General features: G+C 70.5%; 25 protein-coding genes. 15 read left to right on the forward strand and 10 right to left on the reverse strand.

Features of this window, described 5'->3' with window-relative positions; all coding sequences use genetic code 11:
* Positions 1–27 precede the first annotated feature (27 nt).
* Together ADK66_RS24385 and ADK66_RS24390 are read left to right on the forward strand one after the other, a co-directional pair.
* Positions 28–903: a PhzF family phenazine biosynthesis protein gene (locus ADK66_RS24385; protein WP_053659164.1), complete on the forward strand. Its 876-nt coding sequence runs from the start codon at positions 28–30 to the stop codon at positions 901–903.
* A gap of 129 nt (positions 904–1,032) precedes the next feature.
* On the forward strand, positions 1,033–1,497 hold the full coding sequence (locus ADK66_RS24390; RefSeq protein ID WP_157552910.1) for a hypothetical protein: 465 nt from the start codon (positions 1,033–1,035) through the stop codon (positions 1,495–1,497).
* 48 nt (positions 1,498–1,545) lie between these two features.
* Here ADK66_RS24390 and ADK66_RS24395 read toward each other — a convergent pair whose 3' ends face one another.
* Positions 1,546–2,310 carry an HAD family hydrolase gene (locus tag ADK66_RS24395; protein ID WP_082377637.1) on the reverse strand — a complete coding sequence of 255 codons (765 nt, stop codon included), beginning with the start codon at positions 2,308–2,310 and terminating at the stop codon, positions 1,546–1,548.
* Positions 2,311–2,414: 104 nt separating this feature from the next.
* On the opposite strand from ADK66_RS24395, the gene ADK66_RS24400 reads away from it, so the two are divergent.
* Complete coding sequence (locus tag ADK66_RS24400) at positions 2,415–3,371, forward strand: DMT family transporter (protein ID WP_053659168.1); 957 nt, start codon at positions 2,415–2,417, stop codon at positions 3,369–3,371.
* A 3-nt stretch (positions 3,372–3,374) separates the two neighbouring features.
* Here the strand turns inward: ADK66_RS24400 and ADK66_RS24405 are convergent, their stop codons facing one another.
* Together ADK66_RS24405 and ADK66_RS24410 are read right to left on the reverse strand one after the other, a co-directional pair.
* Positions 3,375–3,650, reverse strand: a complete 276-nt coding sequence (locus ADK66_RS24405) for a hypothetical protein (RefSeq protein WP_053659170.1) — start codon at positions 3,648–3,650, stop codon at positions 3,375–3,377.
* Between the two features lie 10 nt (positions 3,651–3,660).
* Entirely contained in the window at positions 3,661–4,485 is an 825-nt protein-coding gene (locus ADK66_RS24410) for an SDR family NAD(P)-dependent oxidoreductase (protein WP_053659172.1), read from the reverse strand.
* A 131-nt stretch (positions 4,486–4,616) separates the two neighbouring features.
* On the opposite strand from ADK66_RS24410, the gene ADK66_RS24415 reads away from it, so the two are divergent.
* On the forward strand, positions 4,617–5,573 hold the full coding sequence (locus ADK66_RS24415; RefSeq protein ID WP_053659174.1) for a CoA ester lyase: 957 nt from the start codon (positions 4,617–4,619) through the stop codon (positions 5,571–5,573).
* Positions 5,574–5,651: 78 nt separating this feature from the next.
* On the opposite strand, the gene ADK66_RS24420 is transcribed toward ADK66_RS24415, so the two are convergent.
* On the reverse strand, positions 5,652–6,161 hold the full coding sequence (locus ADK66_RS24420; protein WP_053659176.1) for a DUF4190 domain-containing protein: 510 nt from the start codon (positions 6,159–6,161) through the stop codon (positions 5,652–5,654).
* A gap of 118 nt (positions 6,162–6,279) precedes the next feature.
* Here ADK66_RS24420 and ADK66_RS24425 point away from each other — a divergent pair, with 118 nt between their 5' ends.
* Positions 6,280–7,185, forward strand: a complete 906-nt coding sequence (locus ADK66_RS24425) for an SDR family NAD(P)-dependent oxidoreductase (protein WP_053659177.1) — start codon at positions 6,280–6,282, stop codon at positions 7,183–7,185.
* 15 nt (positions 7,186–7,200) lie between these two features.
* On the opposite strand, the gene ADK66_RS24430 is transcribed toward ADK66_RS24425, so the two are convergent.
* Entirely contained in the window at positions 7,201–7,737 is a 537-nt protein-coding gene (locus ADK66_RS24430; protein WP_053659180.1) for a DUF4190 domain-containing protein, read from the reverse strand.
* 176 nt (positions 7,738–7,913) lie between these two features.
* Between ADK66_RS24430 and ADK66_RS24435 the strand changes: the two genes are divergently transcribed.
* Positions 7,914–9,110 (forward strand): acyl-CoA dehydrogenase family protein, encoded by a 1,197-nt coding sequence (locus tag ADK66_RS24435; RefSeq protein WP_053659181.1) that lies wholly within the window; start codon positions 7,914–7,916, stop codon positions 9,108–9,110.
* A 121-nt stretch (positions 9,111–9,231) separates the two neighbouring features.
* On the opposite strand, the gene ADK66_RS24440 is transcribed toward ADK66_RS24435, so the two are convergent.
* The gene (locus ADK66_RS24440; RefSeq protein WP_053659183.1) at positions 9,232–9,639 is read right to left on the reverse strand and encodes a CoA-binding protein; all 408 of its coding nucleotides are present in this window, start codon (positions 9,637–9,639) and stop codon (positions 9,232–9,234) included.
* 26 nt (positions 9,640–9,665) lie between these two features.
* Positions 9,666–10,712: an Rv2578c family radical SAM protein gene (locus tag ADK66_RS24445; RefSeq protein ID WP_053659185.1), complete on the reverse strand. Its 1,047-nt coding sequence runs from the start codon at positions 10,710–10,712 to the stop codon at positions 9,666–9,668.
* 92 nt (positions 10,713–10,804) lie between these two features.
* Between ADK66_RS24445 and ADK66_RS24450 the strand changes: the two genes are divergently transcribed.
* Positions 10,805–11,224, forward strand: coding sequence for a thiol-disulfide oxidoreductase DCC family protein (locus tag ADK66_RS24450; RefSeq protein ID WP_053659187.1), 420 nt, complete (start codon positions 10,805–10,807; stop codon positions 11,222–11,224).
* On the opposite strand, the gene ADK66_RS24455 is transcribed toward ADK66_RS24450, so the two are convergent.
* The 3 genes from ADK66_RS24455 to trxA form a co-directional block, all read right to left on the reverse strand.
* Positions 11,188–12,159, reverse strand: coding sequence for an HTTM domain-containing protein (locus ADK66_RS24455; protein ID WP_053659189.1), 972 nt, complete (start codon positions 12,157–12,159; stop codon positions 11,188–11,190). The two genes, ADK66_RS24450 and ADK66_RS24455, sit on opposite strands and share 37 nt — an antisense overlap.
* On the reverse strand, positions 12,156–12,596 hold the full coding sequence (locus ADK66_RS24460) for a hypothetical protein (protein ID WP_053659191.1): 441 nt from the start codon (positions 12,594–12,596) through the stop codon (positions 12,156–12,158). The genes ADK66_RS24455 and ADK66_RS24460 overlap by 4 nt, the downstream gene beginning before the upstream one ends.
* Positions 12,597–12,747: 151 nt before the next feature.
* The gene (trxA, locus tag ADK66_RS24465; RefSeq protein ID WP_030329190.1) at positions 12,748–13,110 is read right to left on the reverse strand and encodes a thioredoxin; all 363 of its coding nucleotides are present in this window, start codon (positions 13,108–13,110) and stop codon (positions 12,748–12,750) included.
* A 551-nt stretch (positions 13,111–13,661) separates the two neighbouring features.
* Between trxA and ADK66_RS24470 the strand changes: the two genes are divergently transcribed.
* From ADK66_RS24470 to ADK66_RS24500, 8 genes are all read left to right on the forward strand, one after another.
* Positions 13,662–14,177 carry a MaoC family dehydratase gene (locus ADK66_RS24470; RefSeq protein WP_053659194.1) on the forward strand — a complete coding sequence of 172 codons (516 nt, stop codon included), beginning with the start codon at positions 13,662–13,664 and terminating at the stop codon, positions 14,175–14,177.
* A 111-nt stretch (positions 14,178–14,288) separates the two neighbouring features.
* Positions 14,289–14,792, forward strand: a complete 504-nt coding sequence (locus tag ADK66_RS24475; RefSeq protein ID WP_053659458.1) for a hypothetical protein — start codon at positions 14,289–14,291, stop codon at positions 14,790–14,792.
* An 86-nt stretch (positions 14,793–14,878) separates the two neighbouring features.
* Positions 14,879–15,502: an RNA methyltransferase gene (locus ADK66_RS24480; protein ID WP_053659460.1), complete on the forward strand. Its 624-nt coding sequence runs from the start codon at positions 14,879–14,881 to the stop codon at positions 15,500–15,502.
* An 82-nt stretch (positions 15,503–15,584) separates the two neighbouring features.
* A complete protein-coding gene (locus tag ADK66_RS24485) occupies positions 15,585–16,262 on the forward strand; it encodes a DUF6758 family protein (protein ID WP_334548377.1) in 678 nt (225 codons plus the stop codon).
* Between the two features lie 116 nt (positions 16,263–16,378).
* Entirely contained in the window at positions 16,379–16,537 is a 159-nt protein-coding gene (locus tag ADK66_RS31990; RefSeq protein WP_007455302.1) for a hypothetical protein, read from the forward strand.
* A 6-nt stretch (positions 16,538–16,543) separates the two neighbouring features.
* Positions 16,544–17,419 carry a PH domain-containing protein gene (locus ADK66_RS24490; protein WP_053659197.1) on the forward strand — a complete coding sequence of 292 codons (876 nt, stop codon included), beginning with the start codon at positions 16,544–16,546 and terminating at the stop codon, positions 17,417–17,419.
* 104 nt (positions 17,420–17,523) lie between these two features.
* Positions 17,524–18,348 carry a SigE family RNA polymerase sigma factor gene (locus tag ADK66_RS24495; RefSeq protein WP_053659462.1) on the forward strand — a complete coding sequence of 275 codons (825 nt, stop codon included), beginning with the start codon at positions 17,524–17,526 and terminating at the stop codon, positions 18,346–18,348.
* Complete coding sequence (locus tag ADK66_RS24500) at positions 18,345–19,601, forward strand: hypothetical protein (RefSeq protein ID WP_157552886.1); 1,257 nt, start codon at positions 18,345–18,347, stop codon at positions 19,599–19,601. The genes ADK66_RS24495 and ADK66_RS24500 overlap by 4 nt, the downstream gene beginning before the upstream one ends.
* The last annotated feature ends 13 nt before the right edge of the window (positions 19,602–19,614 follow it).

The following is a 19,614-nucleotide window of genomic DNA, read 5'->3' on the forward strand; positions in this document are numbered from 1 at the left end:
CAGCCTAAGCGCCTAGTGTTTAGCAACATGTCGACCTTGGCCTACGAGATCGTGGACGTCTTCACCGACCGCCCGTTCAGTGGCAACCCGCTGGCCGTGGTGTTCGGCGCGGAGGCGCTGGCCACCGAGCAGATGCAGGCGCTCGCACTGGAGTTCAACCTGTCCGAGACGGTGTTCGTGCTGCCACCTACCCAGGTCGGCGCGACGTACCGGGCCCGCATCTTCACCCCTGCCGAGGAGTTGCCGTTCGCCGGGCACCCGAGCGTCGGCGCGGCGGTCACCGCCAGTCGGCGCGGGATGTTCGACGTGGGGCAGGTCACCCAGGAGTGCGGTGCCGGGGTGCTGCCGATCGACGTGACCGCAACCGGCGCGACGCTCACCGGCAGCAGCCCCACGCTCGGCCCCGAGTTGGACCCGGAGCCGCTGCTGGAGATCGCCGGGCTGGTCGAGGCCGACTACGACAGCAGTGGGCCGGCGCCTCGGGTGGCGGGCTGCGGGCTGGAGTTCCCGTACCTGCCGGTGTTCCCGGATTCGGTGGCCCGGGCCCGGCTGAACCCGGTGGCGGCGGAGCGGTACGGCGTGGATCACGTGAGCGTCTTCTCCTGGGACCCCGCCACGCAAACCGCGCACGCTCGGGTTTTCGTGCCGGGGCTCGGTGTCCCGGAGGATCCGGCGACCGGTTCGGCGGCGCTCGGGCTGGGCGTCTGGCTGGTGGCCACGGGCCTGCTGCCGGGGGACGGACTGTCCCGGTACGCGGTGCGCCAGGGTGTGGAGATGGGCCGTCCCTCTGCGTTGACCTGCACTGTGACGGCGGAGAGCGGCACGGCCGTCGGCGCTACCGTCGCCGGCCAGGTGATGCCGGTGGCCCGGGGCGAGATCGCCGTGCCGCCCTTCGTGGGCTGAGCCGCGCAGGCCCTGGGTGGACGGGCGGCAGGCGATCGACCGGCGGTCCACGCGTCGCCGGTCGACGTACGGGAGGATACGAGGGTGACTGACGACGCGCACACCTCGACGCCGCTTGTCGACGAGGCGATGAAGAAGGCCGCCGTGGCCTGGGTCAGCGTGTCCGGCGGGCCGGCGCTCGCGCTCTGGTGCGCCCCGCTGGAAGGCGCGCTCTACGTGGTGAGCGGGCCGGGCGAGCAGGCCGCTCCCGGGTTGGCCGACGCCACCGAGGCGCAGGTCACGCTGCGCGGTGATCACGGCGGCCGCATCGTCACCTGGCCGGCCCGGGTGACCAGGCTGTCGCCGGGCAGCGAGGCGTGGGAGACCACGGCGCCGCTTGTGGCGGGCAAGCGCCTGAACGCGCCCGGCCCGACGGCGGACCTGGTGGCGCGGTGGGCCGCCGACGGCTGTGCGGTGAATCGGCTCGCCCCCGCGGGCGAGCCGCTCTCCGGCGCCGACCTGCCGTCCGACGCGCAGACGGAGGAGCCCCGGGAGACCCCGGCGGTCCGCGCCACCCGCAAGCCGTTCCGCCTGCACCGGGTCCGCCGCCGCTGATCCGTCGGCCGCCCGTGCGCCGCCGCTGACCCGCCGACCGCCCGTTGGTCAGCCCGCCGGACCGCCCGCCCTGCCGGCCGCGCACATCCCGCCGACCCCGGTGCGCGCCAGATCGGCGTCCGCGAGGTTCGTTGCGCTCACGACGTCGAGCACCTCGCGCAGGCTGCCCACGGTCCGGCCGCGCCATTCCCGGTCGGCGTTGAACACCATGTGCTCGGCCAGATCGGGTGCGGCCAGCCGGACCGCTGTCATCCCGGCCCGCTCGGCGCCGGTCAGCTCCTGGCTGCCACCGTCGCCGACGTACAGGCAGTCGGCCGGTGCGAGCCCCAGCCGCTGACAGGCGGTCAGGTAGAGCTCCGGTTCGGGCTTGCATCGTCCGACCTGGACGGAGAAGACCCGCACGTCGAGCAGTGGGGCGATCGGGAGCTGCGGCAGGAAGGCCGGCAGTTCGTGCGTACAGTCGCTGATCACGCCGGTGCGCAGGCCGCAGTGGCGCAGCGCCGCGAGCACCGGCACCGCGTCGGCCCGCAGCCGGGTGTCCGCGCGGACCGCCCGGTGCCGGGATGCCACGGCCGCCCGCAGCGCATGGTCGCTGGGGTGTACGCCCGCCAGGGCGCAGACCCAGCGCAGTGTCGCCTCCGCGCTGCCGAGCCGACCGGTGGCACGCGCGTAGTAGGTGCGATTGAGCACCTCGTTGAGCGTGTCGATGGGGCAGCCGAGCAGTTCGGCGGTGCGGAGGTGCGCGGCGCCGCGTTGGACCGAGTGGGTGAGCGTGCCGAAGAAGTCGAACAGCACAGCCTGGTAGCTGGGCATCTGGCGCGCCTCCGGGCGATCGACGGCCGCTGGCGCGACGCTGCCCGATCGTAACGGAGTGATGACGTTCTGTGTCCATGGTGATCGTGTGAAGATTGCTTCCCGTGCCCCCTGATTCGCGCCGCCCGACGTTGGATCCGCTGACCACCGGCGCGGTGGGCCTCGCCGTGGTCGCGGTGTCGTCGTCAGCGCCGCTGATCGCGTACGCGGCCGCACCGGCGCTGGCCATCGCGTTCTGGCGCAACGTGCTGGCGGTGGCCGTGCTGAGCCCGTTCTCGCTGGCCCGACGTCGCGCCGAGTTCCGCGCCCTGGTCGGGCTGGCAGGTCGGCGGGAGGGGCTGTTCTGCGTCCTCTCCGGTGTGGCGCTGGCCGCGCACTTCGCCGCCTGGATGCCGAGCGTCCAGCTCACATCGGTGGCTGCGGCAACGGCTCTGGTCGCCACCCAGCCGGTCTGGCAGGGGCTGATCGCCCGAGCGCAGGGTCGCAGGCTCCCACCGGTGGTCTGGGTCGGCATCGCGGTGACGGTCGGCGGCGCGGTGATCGCCACGGGCGCGGACGTGGGCATCTCCGCGAGGGCGGTAGTCGGTGACCTGCTGGCGGTGGCCGGTGGCGTGTTCGGCGCCGTCTACACCGCGTTCGGTGAGCGTGCGCGGGCCAGCATCAGCACCACCACCTACACGACCATCTGCTACGGGATCTGCGCGCTGATCCTGCTGGTGATCTGCCTGCTCGGCGGGGTGCGGCTTACCGGCTTCGACGGGCGTACCTGGCTGGCCATCCTGGCGTTGGTGGCTGGCGCGCAACTGCTCGGGCACTCGATGTTCAACTACGTCCTGCACCGGATCCCGGCGACGACGGTAAGCGTGTTGATCCTGCTGGAGGTGCCCGGCGCCGCCCTGCTGGCCTGGGTCTGGCTGGGCCAGGTGCCTCGCGCGTACGCGCTGCTGGGCATGTCGTTGCTGCTGGTCGGGGTGGCAGTGGTGGTGCTCGGCGGCGCCCGCGCCGGCCGTCGCGCCACGACCACGGCGTTGCCGGCCGACCCGGCGCCGCTGACCGACTGACGCTCAGACCTCGTGCACCTCGATGACGCGGGTGGTCGGTGCGGCTTCGCCGAGGGCGGTACGCAGTGCCGCCCGCTGCGGGTCGACGAGGAACGACTCGTAGCCGGCCCGATCCGCGAACCGGATCACGTGCACCTCGCTTCGCCCAGCGGTGCTGCGCAGCCGTCGTTCCAGTTCGCCGCCGTGCCTGTCGAGCAGGGCAAGGACGTCGTCCTCGTAGCGCTGGCCATCGGACTCGGCCCCGGTGGGAAACTCGACGATCGCCACGAGAGTGAGCACGGTGGCAACGCTACCCGTCGATGCCCACGGCGGCGGCGCTTGCCGACCAGAGCCGGGCGGCGAGCCGTGGGTCGGCCGCCTTGCGGTACGGCCGGCGCAACCGCCTGTTGTAGTAGTACCCGCCGCCGACCAACCGGGCCGGGTCCTGGTTGGCGAGCCAGACCAGCGTCTCGGCGGCCTTCTCCGGGCTGCGGAACGGCAGCACCCGCATGCCGAACGCGACAACCCTGCTGTCGTTGCCGAACCGGGTGCGCACCACTCCCGGGTGGAAGCTGTGTGCGGGGATTCCCGGCCAGCGGCGGGCCGCCTCGGCGGTGAACAGGATGTTCGCCTGCTTGCTGGTGCCGTACGCGCCCAGCGGCCGGTAACGGCGCAGTGCCGCGTTCAGGTCGTCCGGATCGAGCGTGCCGAAGCGGTGCGCACCGGAGCCGGTGACCACGATCCGGCCGACCCGGTCGGCGAGCAGGTTGGTCAGCAGGAACGGGGCCAGGTGGTTGGCCTGGATCGACAGCTCGAAACCGTCGACGGTGGTGAGAGGCTGGAGCGCGATCGCTCCTGCGTTGTTGACGAGCACGTCGATCCGGTCGTACGCGGCGCGCAGCCCTTCGGCGAGCCGTCGGACGTCGTCGAGCACCGCGAAGTCGGCGCGGAACAGCTCCGGGCGCTCACCCGAGGTCTCCCGTACCCGTTCGGCGGCGGCCTGGAGGCGGGCAGGGTCCCGCCCGACGAGCACCACCTGGTCGCCGCGGCAGGCGAGGTGCACGGCGGCGGCCAGCCCGATCCCGGAGCTGGCCCCGGTCACCACCACGAGTCGACGCCCAGTGAGATCTTCCACAGGTCCATTCACCCCGGTCACGGCACGAGGTTACCGTGGCGTCAACACGCCCCTTTGGGATCGTTAAGTTTTCTCGGATCTGTCGTCAGGTGGCGTCGGCGTGCCCGCCGAACGCTGGAAGGAGTTCATCCATGGCCGCAGTCGGTCGTCCTCGCCGATCCTGTCTCGCCGTACCGGGTTCCAGCGTCAAGATGCTCGGCAAGGCGCAGGGCCTCCCGGCCGACCAGGTCTTCCTCGACCTGGAGGACGCCGTCGCCCCGCTGGCCAAGCCGGACGCGCGCAAGAACATCGTGGCCGCGCTCAACGACGGTGACTGGGCCGGCAAGACCCGCGTGGTACGGGTCAACGACCTGACCACCCCGTGGACCTACCGGGATGTCATCGAGGTCGTCGAGGGCGCTGGCGCGAACCTGGACTGCATCATGCTGCCCAAGGTGCAGGACGCCGCCCAGGTGCAGTGGCTGGACCTGCTGCTCACCCAGATCGAGAAGACGCTGGGCCTGGAGGTCGGACGGATCGGCATCGAGGCGCAGATCGAGAACGCCGCGGGCCTGGTCAACGTCGACGCCATCGCGGGCGCCTCGCCCCGGGTGGAGACGATCATCTTCGGCCCGGCCGACTTCATGGCCTCGATCAACATGAAGTCGCTCGTTGTCGGTGCGCTGATCCCGGACTACCCGGGCGACCCGTACCACTACATCCTGATGCGCATCCTGATGGCCGCCCGAATGCACGACAAGCAGGCAATCGACGGGCCGTTCCTGCAGATCCGGGACGTGGACGGCTTCCGTGAGGTGGCCAAGCGGTCGGCGGCGCTGGGGTTCGACGGCAAGTGGGTGCTGCACCCGGGCCAGATCGACGCCGCGAACGAGGTCTACCAGCCGGCGCAGGCCGACTACGACCACGCCGAGCTGATCCTCGACGCCTACGAGCACTACACCTCGGAGGCCGGCGGCAAGCTCGGCGCGGTGATGCTCGGCGACGAAATGATCGACGAGGCGTCCCGCAAGATGGCGCTTGTGGTCGCCGCCAAGGGCCGGGCCGCCGGAATGAGCCGTACCTCGTCGTTCACCCCACCGGCGGAGTGAGTGGTCGGGCCGGGTCGACAGCCGCAGGCTGTCGGCCCGGCCCGACAAAGCCGTTGGTACGTCGACCCGGCCGCCCTCTCAGTAGCTGCTGGTGCTGCTGTCGGCGTTCGAGACCGCGAAGATGATGATGGCGGCGTAGGCGGCGATCCCGAGCAGCATCAGCGCGGTGACGATCCAGCCGACGATGATGCCGGCCTTCGCCATACCTTCACCGGCCTCGCCGCTGGTGCGGATCTGACTCTGCGCCACGTGGCCGAGGATCGCCCCGATCGGCGCCGTGATCCCACAGGACGTGAGGCCGACAAGGCTCAGCACAAGCGACGCGATGGCAAGCCCGTTGTTCTTCGGGGGCGGCGGGTAGCCGTAACCGGGGTACGGCGGCGGATAGCCGGGCGGGGCGTACGCCACCGGCTGTCCCGGGGCCGCCTGCCCGCCGGCGTACGGGTCGGCCGGCGAGTACGGGTCGGAGGGGCCGGGCTGGGTTGGCACCGGCGGGCTGGACACCATTGTCGGATCCAGCGGTGAACTCGCCGGCTGAGCCGACCTCGTGGGGTCGTTCCAGTCGCCGGGGGGCGGGGGATTGGTCATGCGTACTCTCCGTCGGCTTGGTTGGCGCCGTCAGGGTAGCCAGGGGTGACCAAACCCGACGCCCCCGCTCCCGGGTGCCGCGTTGCCCAGGTCGGTCGTAACGGGCAGGATCCCTGGCATGGCAATCGAATCGCGTGCCGCGGACCGTTCCGGAAGCCGACCGAGACGGGACGTCAGCCGGCCGGGTGCGGCTCGGCGCGGCCGTGCGACCACGCCGGGCAGCGGGGTCGGCGCCGACGAGCCGGTCGCGCTCCCCGACCCGGTGACCATGCGGCTCGACGGGCGTGTCGCCCTGGTGACGGGGGCGGGCAGCCCGGACGGCATCGGGTACGCGACCGCCCGGCGGCTCGCCGACCTGGGGGCGCGGGTCGCGATCGTCTCCACGACCCGCCGCATCCACGAGCGGGCCGGCGAACTGGGAGTGACCGGCTTCGTCGCCGACCTGACCGACGAGTCGGAGGTCGGCGCGCTCGCCGACGCGGTCGCTGAGCAGTTGGGCGACGTCGAGGTGCTTGTCAACAACGCGGGCCTGGCGAGTCGTGCCAGCCAGGGGGTGCTGCGGCCGGTCGCGCAGTTGACCTACGACGAGTGGCGTGGCGAGATCGACCGCAACCTGTCCACAGCGTTCCTGTGCAGTCGGGCGTTCATCGGCGGGATGGCCGAGCGGGGCTGGGGGCGGATCGTCAACCTGGCGGCCACCGCCGGGCCGGTGAACGCCCTGCCCACCGAGGCCGCGTACGCGGCGGCGAAGGCCGGCGTGGTGGGGCTGACGCGGGCGCTTGCCATGGAGATGATCGCCGACGGGGTGACGGTGAACGCGGTGGCGCCCGGCACCATCTACACGGCGGCGTCCACGATGGCCGAGATCAAGCAGGGGCTGGGCACTCCTGTCGGCCGACCGGGCACCCCGGACGAGGTCGCGGCGGCCATCAGTTTCCTCTGCTCACCGGCTGCCTCGTACATCACTGGGCAGATGCTCGTGGTCGACGGCGGCAACAGTGTCCGGGAGGCCCGGTTCCGCTGACCGGTCCACTGTCGCTCAGTAGCTGCCGTTGTTGCTGTTGCTGCCGATGATGACGAGGGCCAGCCAGCCGCAGCAGGCCAGCAGTGTCAGCCCTGTGAAGACGTACCCGAGGATCATTCCCCAGGTGGCGAGCTGGCCGCCCTCCTCGCCGCTGGTGCGGATCTGGCGCTTGGCCACGTGGCCGAGGACAGCGCCGGCCGGTGGGAACACGAAGGCGAACACCAGCGACAGGATCGCCAGCAGGTTCGTGGGCCGGCTCGGTCCGGGCGTCGGCGGGCCGTACTGGCCGTAGGGGCCCTGCGGAGGGTACGGCGGCTGCTGCCCCCAGTGCGCCGACTGGTGCTGTCCCTGCTGCTCGTACGGTGACGGCTCGTCGGCGGGTGGCCCGTACGGTGAGCGTTCCGGCGACCCGAAGGAAGACTGGTCGGGCGGTGGCGGGTACGGCGTCTGACCGGCCGGCGGCGGCGCGTACGGCGACTGGTCCGGAGGCGGCTCGTAGGGTGACGGTGGCGGCTCGTCGCCGGATGGTCCCGACGGTGGCGGGTAGGTCACAGCCGTGCTCCTCCTGCCGGTGCCGGAAAAGTCCCTCTTGCCGGACGCTACCCGCAGCGGTGAACCTTTTCACAGCGGTTGTGTGGACTGGTCACCTTGGCCTTGCCGGCCCGGAGGTCGATACTGACCGAGCGTTCAGTTACCCATGAGTAGTGCGCTGATCCCCGGAGGCTGAGATGGCCCGACTCGCCCAGACGCCCGGCCTGACCGATGTGCAGCAATCGATCCTGGAGACCGTCCGCGAGTTCGCCGACAAGGAGATCATTCCGCACGCGCAGCGGCTTGAGCACGCCGACGAGTACCCCACCGACATCCTCGACGGGATGCGCGAGATGGGGCTGTTCGGCCTCACCATCGACGAGGAGTACGGCGGGCTCGGCGAGTCGCTGCTCACCTACGCGCTCGTGGTGGAGCAGCTGTCCCGCGGTTGGATGTCGATCTCAGGCATCGTCAACACGCACTTCATCGTGGCGTACCTGATCTCCCAGCACGGCTCCGCCGAGCAGAAGGCCCGGCTGCTGCCGAAGATGGCCACCGGCGAGGTGCGCGGCGCGTTCTCGATGTCGGAGCCGGAGACGGGCTCCGACGTGTCGGCGATCAAGTCCCGCGCGGTCCGCGACGGCGACAGCTACGTGCTCAACGGGCAGAAGATGTGGCTGACGAACGGGGCGTACTCCTCCGTGGTGGCCACCCTTGTCAAGACCGACACCGGCGCCGAGTCTGTGTACGGCAACATGAGCACCTTCCTGCTGGAGAAGGAGCCGGGCTTCGGCGAGACGGCCCCCGGCCTCACCATCCCCGGCAAGATCGACAAGATGGGCTACAAGGGCGTCGAGACCACCGAGATGGTGCTCGACGGCGTGACGGTGCCCGACTCGGCAATCCTCGGCGGTACCGACAAGGTGGGCCGCGGCTTCTACCAGATGATGGACGGCATCGAGGTGGGCCGCGTCAACGTGGCCGCCCGCGCCTGCGGCATCTCCATCCGCGCCTTCGAGTTGGCAGTCGGCTACGCGCAGCAGCGCAAGACCTTCGGCCAGCCGCTCGCCAAGCACCAGGCCATCGCCTTCAAGCTCGCCGAGATGGGTACGAAAATCGAGGCCGCGCACGCCCTGATGGTCAACGCCGCCCGACTCAAGGACGCCGGCCAGCGCAACGACGTCGAGGCCGGGATGGCCAAGCTGCTCGCCTCGGAATACTGCGCCGAGGTCGTCCAGGAGGCGTTCCGCATCCACGGCGGCTACGGCTACTCCAAGGAGTACGAGATCGAGCGCCTGATGCGGGAAGCCCCGTTCCTGCTGATCGGGGAAGGCACCTCGGAGATCCAGAAGACCATCATCAGCCGAGGCCTCCTAAAGGAGTACAAGCTCTAACCCGTCCCCCTTTTTGCCCGTCGATCATGGAGTTGTGGTGGGGGATTCGGGCGACAAATCCTACTAACCTCGGCACCACAACTCCATGATCGACGGATCAGCAGGCGGGATCAGGGAGCGGTTAGGGCAGGCGGGTTAGGGCTGCTGCGGCTCGTTCGACGGCTAGGCAGCGGTCTTCTACGTAGTCCATTCCGGCTTCTTCGGCTATCTGGCGCGCTTCCGCCGAGACGATGCCCAGTTGCAGCCAGACCGCCGGGGCGCCGATCGCCGCCGCTTCCCGAACCACCTGCACGGCGTCGGCGGCCGGCCGGAACACGTCCACCATGTCGACGGGGTGCGGGATGTCGGCGAGCGTCTTGTACGCCCGCTCCCCGAAGAGTTCGTCGACTGTCGGGTTGACCGGGATGATCCGCCAGCCGTACTGCTGCATCTGCAACGGCACGCGATGGGCGGCCTTCGATGGGTCGCGGGACGCGCCCACGACGGCGATCACGGCGGAGTCGGCGAGGATCTGCTGAGCTGTACGCACCCGCCGACTGTAGCTCCGACCTCCGGCTACAGCAGGGTCAGCTGCTCGGCGGCCGGTGGTGGAGGCGGCTCGGGCACGCGACGGTTGTCGCTCAGCTCACCACGGTGCAGCCCGTGCCGGCGGGCCGCGATGCGCACCCGCGCTGTCAGCTCCCGCTGGTACGCCTGCGGCGCGTAGGAGCCCGCCCGGTAGAGCTCGCGGTAGCGGGGCACGAGGTGCGGGTACTCCCGGGCCAGCCACTGCGCGTACCACTCCCGGGCGCCGGGACGCAGGTGCAGGGCCAGCGGAGTCACGCTTGTCGCCCCGGCGGCGGCGATCGCCGACACTGTGGCGTCGATCGACTCGTCGCTGTCGCTCAGTCCGGGCAGGATCGGCGCCATCAGCACTCCGACGGAGAAACCGGCGTCGGCGAGCGCACGGACCGCGTCCAGTCGGCGATGCGGGTGCGGTGTGCCCGGCTCGACGGCACGCCAGAGCTGTTCGTCGACGAAGCCCACGGAGTAGGAGATGCCGACAGTTGTCACCTCGGCGGCCTCGCGCAGCAGTGGCAGGTCCCGCAGGATCAGCGTGCCCTTGGTGAGGATCGAGAATGGATTGGCGAAGTCGCGCAGAGCCGCGATGATCTGCGGCATCAGCCGGTAGCGCCCCTCGGCCCGCTGGTAACAGTCCACGTTGGTGCCCATCGCGACGTGCGCACCCCGCCACGTACGCGCGGCAAGCTCCCGCCGGACCAGCTCGCCGGCGTTGACCTTGACGATCACCTTGCGATCGAAGTCCGCTCCGGAGTCGAGGTCCAGGTAAGTGTGAGTGTTTCTCGCGAAACAGTAAACGCATGCATGGGAGCAGCCCCGGTACGGGTTGATGGTCCACTCGAACGGGACGCGGGACTGCCCGGGCACCCGGTTCAGGATGGATTTGGCCTGCACCTCGTAGAACGTCATCCCGGCAAACTCGGGGGTGTCGAAGGTGCGGGCGATGGCGCCGGGCAGCGCCAGCGGCAGGGGTGGCGTCGCTGGCGCTGCCCGCTCGGGGTCTCCCTCGACCGGGGGAGCGGTGAGGTTGTCCCAGCGCATGGGGACTATTCGAACACGTGTACGAGCATGGCGCAAGTGACCCGCCGGACACCCGCGCCCAATCCGCAGGCCGGAGGGGGAGGATGGACGGCATGGAGACGTCGACATTCGTCTACGACGGGGACTGCGCGTTCTGCACGACCTGTGCGGAGTTCATCGAACGCCGGATCCCCACCGCCGCACGGGTGGTGCCCTGGCAGTTCGCCGACCTGGACGCGCTCGGCCTCACGACCGCGGAGTGCGAGGAGGCCGTGCAGTGGGTGGGCGCGGACGACTCCCGCGCGGCCGGCCCGGACGCCATCGCAAAGCTGCTCGCCGCCAGCGGTCCCCTCTGGCGGGCTGCCGGCGCCGTGCTGCGGGTCCCTCCCGTGCGCGCGGTGGCCTGGCCGACGTACCGCTGGGTGGCGCGCAACCGGCACCGACTCCCCGGCGGTACGGCGGCCTGCTCGCTGCCGCAGGAGGCCAGGGAGCGGCTCTACGGCCCGGCGGGCCGCCCGACCACCGGGGCCTGACCTCCGGGCGGCACCGGCTCCGCACCGGCTCCCACCGAAGCAGGGTCGGGCGGCGTCGGTTCGACGTCGACGCGCGCCGGCTCCGGGCCGGCCGTCGCTGACCCGCGAGCTTCGCGGCCGACGAGACGGCGCGCCCAGACCAGTGGTCGGACCCGCTCCAGCGGCAGGAAGCTGGCCATCGCGGCCAGGTGGGGCGCGAACGAGATGGTGATGGTCGCGATGGTCACCGCGTGGAACGAGTAGAAGAAGCCGACCATGGCCAGCCGCCAGCGCTCCCGCAGGAGGAAGACCACGGGGCTGAGCAGTTCGAAGGCCACGATGCCGAACTGGGCGACGATCAGCAGGTACGGCACCTGGGCGATCAGGTCCGCCAGGTCGGTGCCGCGTCGGATGATGGCCCTCGCCAGTACCGAGCCGGTCAGCCAGTCCAACCCGCCGAAGCGCAGCTTGGCGAAGGCGGCTAGGAAGTACGTGCAGATCACCGCGATCTGGGTGACCCGCAGCGCCCAGCCGCCGGCCTCGGTGCGGGTGGTGTCGCCGTGCCGGGCGCGGCCGGCGGTCGGCAGCACGGCGAGCGCGACGAGCAGGGCGAACCTGTCGTGGTCCACCTTTCCGTAGCTCATCGCGATGATCATCCACTCCAGGTACAGCGCGCAGACCGTCCAGCCGAGCAGCCGGGGTGCCCTGCCGGTCGCGGCCACCAGGGCGACGAGCAGCAGCACCCAGAAGATCACCGCCACCAGCGTCGGCGTCGGTGTGGGCAGTGGAAGGATCCGGCCGATCAGCAGCGGCTGGTACAGATCGCCGGGCACGCTGGCCCGGGTGCGGACCCAGGGAGTGAAGATCACCAGGTCGGCGGCGACGAAGAGGTAGATCAGGGTCCGGAAGGCGGCGATCCGGCCGCGCGGCACCGCCTCGGTCAGCCAGCGGCTCATGGGAGGGCCTGCCAGCGGACCACCGTCTGGTCGATGTGCTGCCCGGTGGGGCGACCGGCGCGGATGCCGTGCCAGCGGATGACGATGCGGACCTCGACCAGTTCGGCGGCGTCCGGGTGGCGTTCGGCGTACGCGTCGGCGATCTGCGTGAGCAGCGTCGGGTCGTCGACGTACCGGGACTGCTGGCCCTCGATCTCGGCGCGGCGGATGCCCGTCGCGTTCTGGTCGAGGTCGATCACGTCGCCGTCGCTGTTCACACCTTCGACGCGGGTGTCGGGCGCTGGCGCGTTCGGCGGGTTGGATGTGGAGTACATCCGGAACGGGCCGAACGGAAAGTCATCGTCGCTGCCCCAGAACGTGCCGACGAGGACCAGGACGAGGCCGAGCGCGGTTGCGCCCAGCCGGGTCACGCGCCCGCGGGTGGTCAGATTCTCCATCGGGTCGTGACGATACGGGATGTACCGGCCGTGCCGGGTCCGACTGATGGCCAGTTCCGGCTGCCCAGGCGGTGATCATGGGGTGGCCGGACACGACGAAGGCCGGGCCCGAACCGGGCCCGGCCTTTCGTGCCGTCGCAGGACGGATTGATCAGTGGTTGTGCTCGGCCAGCTGCTTGCGGACGTCGTCCATGTCCAGCGCCTCGACCTGCTCGATCAGGTTTTCCAGCGCGGACTCGGGCAGAGCGCCCGGCTGGGCGAAGACGATGACGCCGTCACGGATCGCCATGATCGTCGGGATCGATCGGATGTCGAACTTCGCGCCCAGCTCCTGCTGAGCCTCGGTGTCGACCTTTCCGAAGACGATGTTCTGGTGCTTCTCCGAGGAACGCTCGTAGACCGGGGCGAACCGCTTGCACGGACCACACCAGTCGGCCCAGAAGTCGACCAGGACGATGCCGTCGTTGCCGGTCACCTCGTCGAAGTTCGCCGAGGTCAGCTCAACGGTTGCCATTGCACTCTCCGATCACCGCGGTTTACCTACGTCCCGTAGAACCAGGGCTGACCGTATCGAATTCCCGGGCGGTGGGGCACGAAACGTGCTCCGGGCTACCCCGGGATCACGAAGGGTCATCGACAAACATCTGTTCATCTCGGTCCTGGCGGATCGCAAGTGCACGGTGCACTTGCGTGACCTGCCGTGATGGGAGCGTTTCCAGAGAGATCCACTCGATTGAGCTCTACGAATCGGTAACTTGAGCTCTGACGAGGACGTATCCAGCCTGCGGAGATCGCTGATCAACCCACATTTCATCACCCACAGTAATGTTACGAAAAGATAAATGTGACCTCGATCTCTGTCGGACCTACGCCACCGTAGGGCAGAATTCACCGCATCAGAGCGTGGGCGGCGGGTGCCGGGGAGGGCCCCGCCGCTCATTGCGTCTCCCCCCGTGCGAGTGACCGGTGTGACATTTCCGCCGAGGTCGCGCCCCGCCGGTCGCCTTAACCACCGGTAAGGCATGCTGTCCCGAACTCCATCGCCGCCCGTCGGAGGGGACCAGCATGCAGTTCGGCCGCTACTACGAGGAGTTCGAGGTCGGCGCGGTCTACCGGCACTGGCCGGGCAAGACCGTCACCGAGTACGACGACCACCTCTTCTGCCTGCTCACCATGAACCACCACCCGCTGCACATGGACGCGCACTACGCCGAGACGGCCAGCCAGTTCAAGCGCAACGTCGTGGTCGGCAACTACATCTACTCGCTCCTGCTCGGCATGTCGGTGCCGGACGTCAGCGGCAAGGCCATCGCCAACCTGGAGGTCGAGTCGCTGCGGCACGTGGCGCCCACCTTCCACGGCGACACCATCTACGGCGAGACCACAGTCCTGGACAAGCGGGAGTCCGGCTCCAAGCCCGACCGGGGCGTGGTGTCGGTGGAGACCCGCGGCTACAACCAGGACGGCACCATGGTCTGCGTCTTCCGCCGCAAGGTCATGGTCCCCAAGCGGGAGTACGCGGCGAGCGCCGTCGCCGAGGGAGTGGACCCGGAGCGGCCCAGCTTCCCCGACCCGCGCTGAGCATCGAAGCGGAGCCACTCCGCCGAGCAGGGCCTCTTTCCGGCAGCAGTATCTGTTGGGGAAAGGGGCCCTGCTCCCGTTTCGCGGCTTATGCTGACGCCGGAGGTGCCGATGAGCCACTCCGTCGCCGGAGAGCCGCCAGCAACCGGGCGCCGCGCCGCGCCGTTGACCACCGCTGTCTACTCCGCCGCCGAATGGGACCTGCTCACCGGCCTGCCCGGTCGCGTCCTCGTGGCCGCCACGGCACCCGGTCCCGGCCGTCCCGAACGCGGGGTGCAGGCGGGCCTGGCCGGCCTCGACGCCGTGGCCGCCGGCCGTGGGTTCGACAGCGATCTGGTCCGGGCGGTCGTCGCCGCCATCTACGCCCGCCACGACGGCGCACCTGCGCCCACCGAACGCCTCACCGACATGGTGGATCTGCTGGCCGCTTGCCGGGCTGCGGTGCGGGTCCTCCAGCGGCGCGCCGACCCGGCCGACTCGGCCGCGTACCGCCAGTGGGTGCAGTCCGTCGCGGGCCGCGTCTGCCGGGCCGCGCCCGCGCCCGACGGCGTTGCGGCCAGCCCGGCGGACCGGCGCTTCCTGGACCGGCTCGGTGGCGCGCTCGGACTGGGCTGACCGGCCGGCTCTCCCGCCGGACCCTCGCCCCGGGCCGGGCAGGCCGTCGCGGTGGTCGCCGCGCGGGGCCGTACCCTCTGATGACCGTGACCGACGACCAGCTTGAGGTGGGTGTGGGTCCCTGGCCGGGGGACCCGCCGCAGGACCCGCTCTACGACCCGCAGTTGCTGGCCGAGGGGGACCGGCGCAACGTGGTCGACCGCTACCGCTACTGGCGGCACGAGGCGATCGTCGCCGACCTGGACCAGCACCGGCACGGCTTCCACGTCGCCATCGAGAACTGGCAGCACGACTTCAACATCGGCACCGTGGTGCGCAACGCCAACGCCTTCAACGCCGCCGAGGTGCACATCGTCGGACGGCGACGGTGGAACCGGCGCGGCGCGATGGTGACCGACCGCTACCAGCACGTGCGGCACCACGAGACGATCGAGGAGTTCGTCGACTGGGCCGCCGGACGGCGGCTGCCCGTGGTCGGCATCGACAACCTGCCCGGCTCCCGGCCGCTGGAGACGGGCACCCTGCCGCGGGAGTGCGTACTGCTGTTCGGTCAGGAGGGACCCGGCCTCTCCGAACCCGCGCGCCACGCGTGCGACCAGCTCTACTCCATCGCCCAGTACGGCTCGACAAGGTCGATCAACGCGGGGGTGGCGAGCGGCATCGCCATGCACGCGTGGATCCGTACCCACGCTGGGCCGCCGCCGGACTGAAACCGCGCCACGCCGACGCAATCGGACGATCCGACTTGACGTGCCGACGGTCCGGGGTGACGGTGGGGATGTGAGTGTCGCGGTGAGTTGTCCGAGATGCGGAGGCCCGGTACGGGCGCCGGATCTGATGCACACCGAGTCGAGGTGCCTGCGCTGTGGCCCGGTGCCGCCACTGCACGTACCCGAGCACATCGGAGCGGAGATCGTCGCGAGCGTGGTGGAGCGGATCACCGCGACAGCCGGTCCACCCGGGACGCCGCTGTGGTGCCCGTGGCCGCTGCCGCCAGGCTGGACTCTCACCGGAGTGGCGTACGCCGGGGACGACCGCACCGGAGTGCGGGCGACGGCGGTGGCCTGCGCCGGCCCCGCGCCGCTCGGTGGTGGGCCGGCGGACCTTGTCTTCGTGGCCGAGGAGCCCGGCGTCGGCCTGGGCACCAGACTTGCCGGTCTGTCCGGGCCGGACCCGGGGCCGGAGTTGGCCGACGCGTTGAGCGACCCCGGGCCGGGGCATCCGGAGCATGTTGGGCAGGCCAGGATCCGTGTGGGCGGTCATCCGACTCCACTGTGGTTGGTCAATTCGCCGACGGATCGAAGTGCGTACGCCGGCGAAGCTCGGGGAATGTGGCTGCATGCGATAGCCTGGCCGGCGAGTGCGGGTCACCTGCTCGCGGAAGAAGTCGTGCTACACGACCTGACCGAGTGGACTCCCCCCGAGCTCGTGTACGGCGCACCGTCCCCGTACCTACCCGGCAGGGCTTGACAACCCCTACGGATTGACGGAGAACGGACGCAGATATTCACTGTACGACACCACACTGATACTCTGGGTGCCGCTGCGGTAATGGGACCCGGCGCCGCGCGAGAGGATGGCCCGCCATGGTCAAGAAGGTCCTCACCTGGGCCGGAATCGCATTCTTGATCTTCTTCGTCGCCTATAGGCCAAACTCTGCGGCTGACGTGTTCAAGTCGCTGGGCGGCGGGATCATGGACATCGCCCAGGGGTTCGGCGACTTCTTCACCAGCCTCGTCGCCTAGCCGTCGATGGGAAGCCCCTCCGGACCACCCTTCGACCCGGACGACCCTGACCGGGAACGCCGCGAGCGCGACACCGAGCCGATCCCGCGGATCGACCCCGATGACGGCCCGGGCTACGGAGCTGGCCCTGGCCTGTCGGACGGTCCGTCCCTTTCGGACGACGTCGGCTACGGCGCTGGGCCCGGCTATGCCGGCGAAGGTCGGTCCGGTCGGGCCTGGATCCGTGATCCGGAGGCTGCCTATCAGCCACCCCAGATCTCCGAGGACGAGCTAGCGGGGCTGCGTGCCGACGCGACCGGCTCGACCCCCCGTCGGGTCCTTCCGCTGGAGGACGAGCCCAGCTCACTTGTCGCCCGTTACCTCTTCCCCACCGAGCGTTACCGGGGTGAGTGGAAGCGGCACTGGATCCACCTCACCACCCCGCTGTTGATCGGCATCGGGGCGACCTTCGTGCTCGGCTACCTGTCCGGTTTCCTCGCCGGGCAAAATGTGGGCGCATTGACCACCATCGCCGTGCTGCTCTGGTTCGCGGTGATGGGATGGGTGGCCTGGAAGGTCGCCGACTGGTGGTATGACCGTTTCATCCTGACCAACAAGCGGGTCATGGTGGTCAACGGCATCATCACCCGGCGGGTCGCCATGATGCCGCTGGTCCGGGTCACCGACATGAAGTACGAGCAGAGTCCGACCGGTCGCGCGCTCAACTACGGCACCTTCGTGCTGGAGTCCGCGGGCCAGGAGCAGGCGCTGCGCGAGATCAAGAATCTGCCCAACCCGAACGAGCTCTACCTGCGCGTCGTCGAAGAGATGTACGAGCCGCAGGCAGTCGAGGCGCGGCTCGGCAAGGAGGCCGACGAGGCCAAGGCCGACGACGGGGCGTGAAAGTTTTCGTCCGAACATCGGAGGAAGTGCGCACCTTTCGTCATGGACCGGAACGCCTCTGACGTGGCACTCTGCCAGGACAGCTTTGGGCGCGGAGGTGCGTGGTGGCGAGCAGGGACCCGTTGGAGGAGGAGTTTCGCGAGTTCGTCGCGGCTCGCTCCGCCGCCCTGCTCCGCACCGCCTATCTGCTCACCGGCGACTGGGCCACGGCCGAGGATCTGCTCCAGACCGCACTGACAAAGACCTACCTCGCGTGGAAGCGGCTCGGCGGAATCGAGGCCGTCGAGCCGTACGCCAGGCGTGTGATGGTCAACACGTCCACGAGCTGGTGGCGGCGTCGCTGGCACGGTGAACGCCCCACCGAGGTGCTGCCGGAGCGGGCCGGCGTCGACGAGATCGAGCAGCAACTCGACCGCGATCTGCTCTGGCGACACCTCAAGGAGCTGCCCAACCGGCAGCGGGCGGTGCTCGTGCTGCGCTACTACGAGGACATGTCGGAGGCTCAGACCGCCGCGATGCTGGACATCTCGCCCGGCACCGTGAAGAGCCAGGCATCCCGGGCGCTTGCCACGCTGCGCCGGCGGATCGGTTCCGCCACACCCGATCTGGTCGACGACGCTGCCAGGCAGGCTCAGGGCGACGCTGCCAGGCCGGCTCGGGGCGAGGCTGCCGGCACCGGCCGTACGGCCCGCACCGGCACCGGCCGTACGGGTGGCGGGGATGCCCCGGGCAGGCGGATTCCCGCAGCGACGCCAAGAGTTGACGCGGCAGCCCGGTCCAGAGCCGACGCGGCAGCCCGACCTCGGCCCGACGCGATCGACCGGGCTGCGCCCCGCCCGGCCGTACCCCGTCCGGCCGCCCTGGCCGCCGACCTGCCCACCGCCCCGGCAGCCGTGCCCGTCGGCACCGGCCCCGGGGACCGGCAGTGAGCGCATTCCCCCGCTCGTCGGACAACCTGAACGGCGGGCCGGAGCGTCCTAACCAGGTGCGACGTGACGAGCTGGAAGGTGCGGTGCGGGAGACCCTCTCGCACCAGGTCGCTGTCGCCCACCCACTCAGCGCCGACCCCGCCGGGCAGGCCATCCGCCGGGCGAACCGGATCCGGCGGCGGCGTGCAGGTGTCGGTCTCGCCCTCGGGGTCGCCACCACAGTGCTGATCAGCAGCGGCATGGCGCAGCTCGCCGAGGACACCAGCCGGCAGGGTCCACCCATCGTCGTTATCGGCGACCCCGACCCGTCGGACCGGTCGATCCCCTCGGCCACCCCCGTTGCCCCCACCACCGCACCGTCCGCTGGTCGGCTCCTCGCCGGGGTCCTGATCACCGCGGACGGGAAGCGGCTGGCCCAGCACACCGTCGGCCCGGCGGAACGGGCCCACCCGCTGCCGAACGGCGGGGGTCTGCTTGTGGTCGGCGCGGAAACCACAGCGGGCCGTTCCCTGTGGGTCACCCAGAACGACGGGCTGGTGCAGGTGCTGCTGGCCGGCGCGAGCCAGATCGTCCTGGCACCCGACGGCACCCAGGTCGCCTGGCGCGACGGCGCAGACCTGCTGGTGGCGGGCGTGGTCGGCACCCAGCTCATCGGGACGGTGCGCACTCCCGCACCGGACGGCGCGGAGCCCGTCCGGTTCGTCGGCGACCACGTCCTGGTCCGGCTCGACCCGAGCAGTCCCGGCCACGTCCTGTGGCGCCCCGGCACCGGCGACCTGGTTGTGGGCTCCGAGCGGAGCACCCTGAACGTCTACGGCGCGCTGCCGGACGGACGGCTGGTCGGTCAGGTCACCACGAGTGACCCGCGCGGCGCCTGCCTGGCCGTGCTCGACCCGGACCGGGGCCTGAAGCCGGTACGAACCGCCTGTGGCCCGCAGTTGAGCCGGGACGGCGTCGGCGAAATCTCCGCCGATGCGCGATGGCTGCTGGTGAACGGGTCGCTCGGCAAGACCGACAAGGCGCTCCTTGTCGACCTGCACCGGCTCGAGACGCCACTGACCGTCGTGCCAGCCGGCCCGCCGGCAACCGGTGCTGTCGCCTGGCGCACCGAATCGGAAGCTTCCTACGTCGACAGCTCCGGAAACCTCGTCCGGGTCGACGTGAAACGGGCGTTGGCCGGAAAGTCGGCCGAGACGAGTCCCGTGCCCGGCCTGCAACCCGGCGACCGGCCGGTCCTGGTCACCGGCTCCTGACCGTACGTCTCGG

It is taken from the genome of Micromonospora sp. NRRL B-16802 (assembly GCF_001279555.1).
Lineage (GTDB): Bacteria > Actinomycetota > Actinomycetes > Mycobacteriales > Micromonosporaceae > Micromonospora > Micromonospora profundi.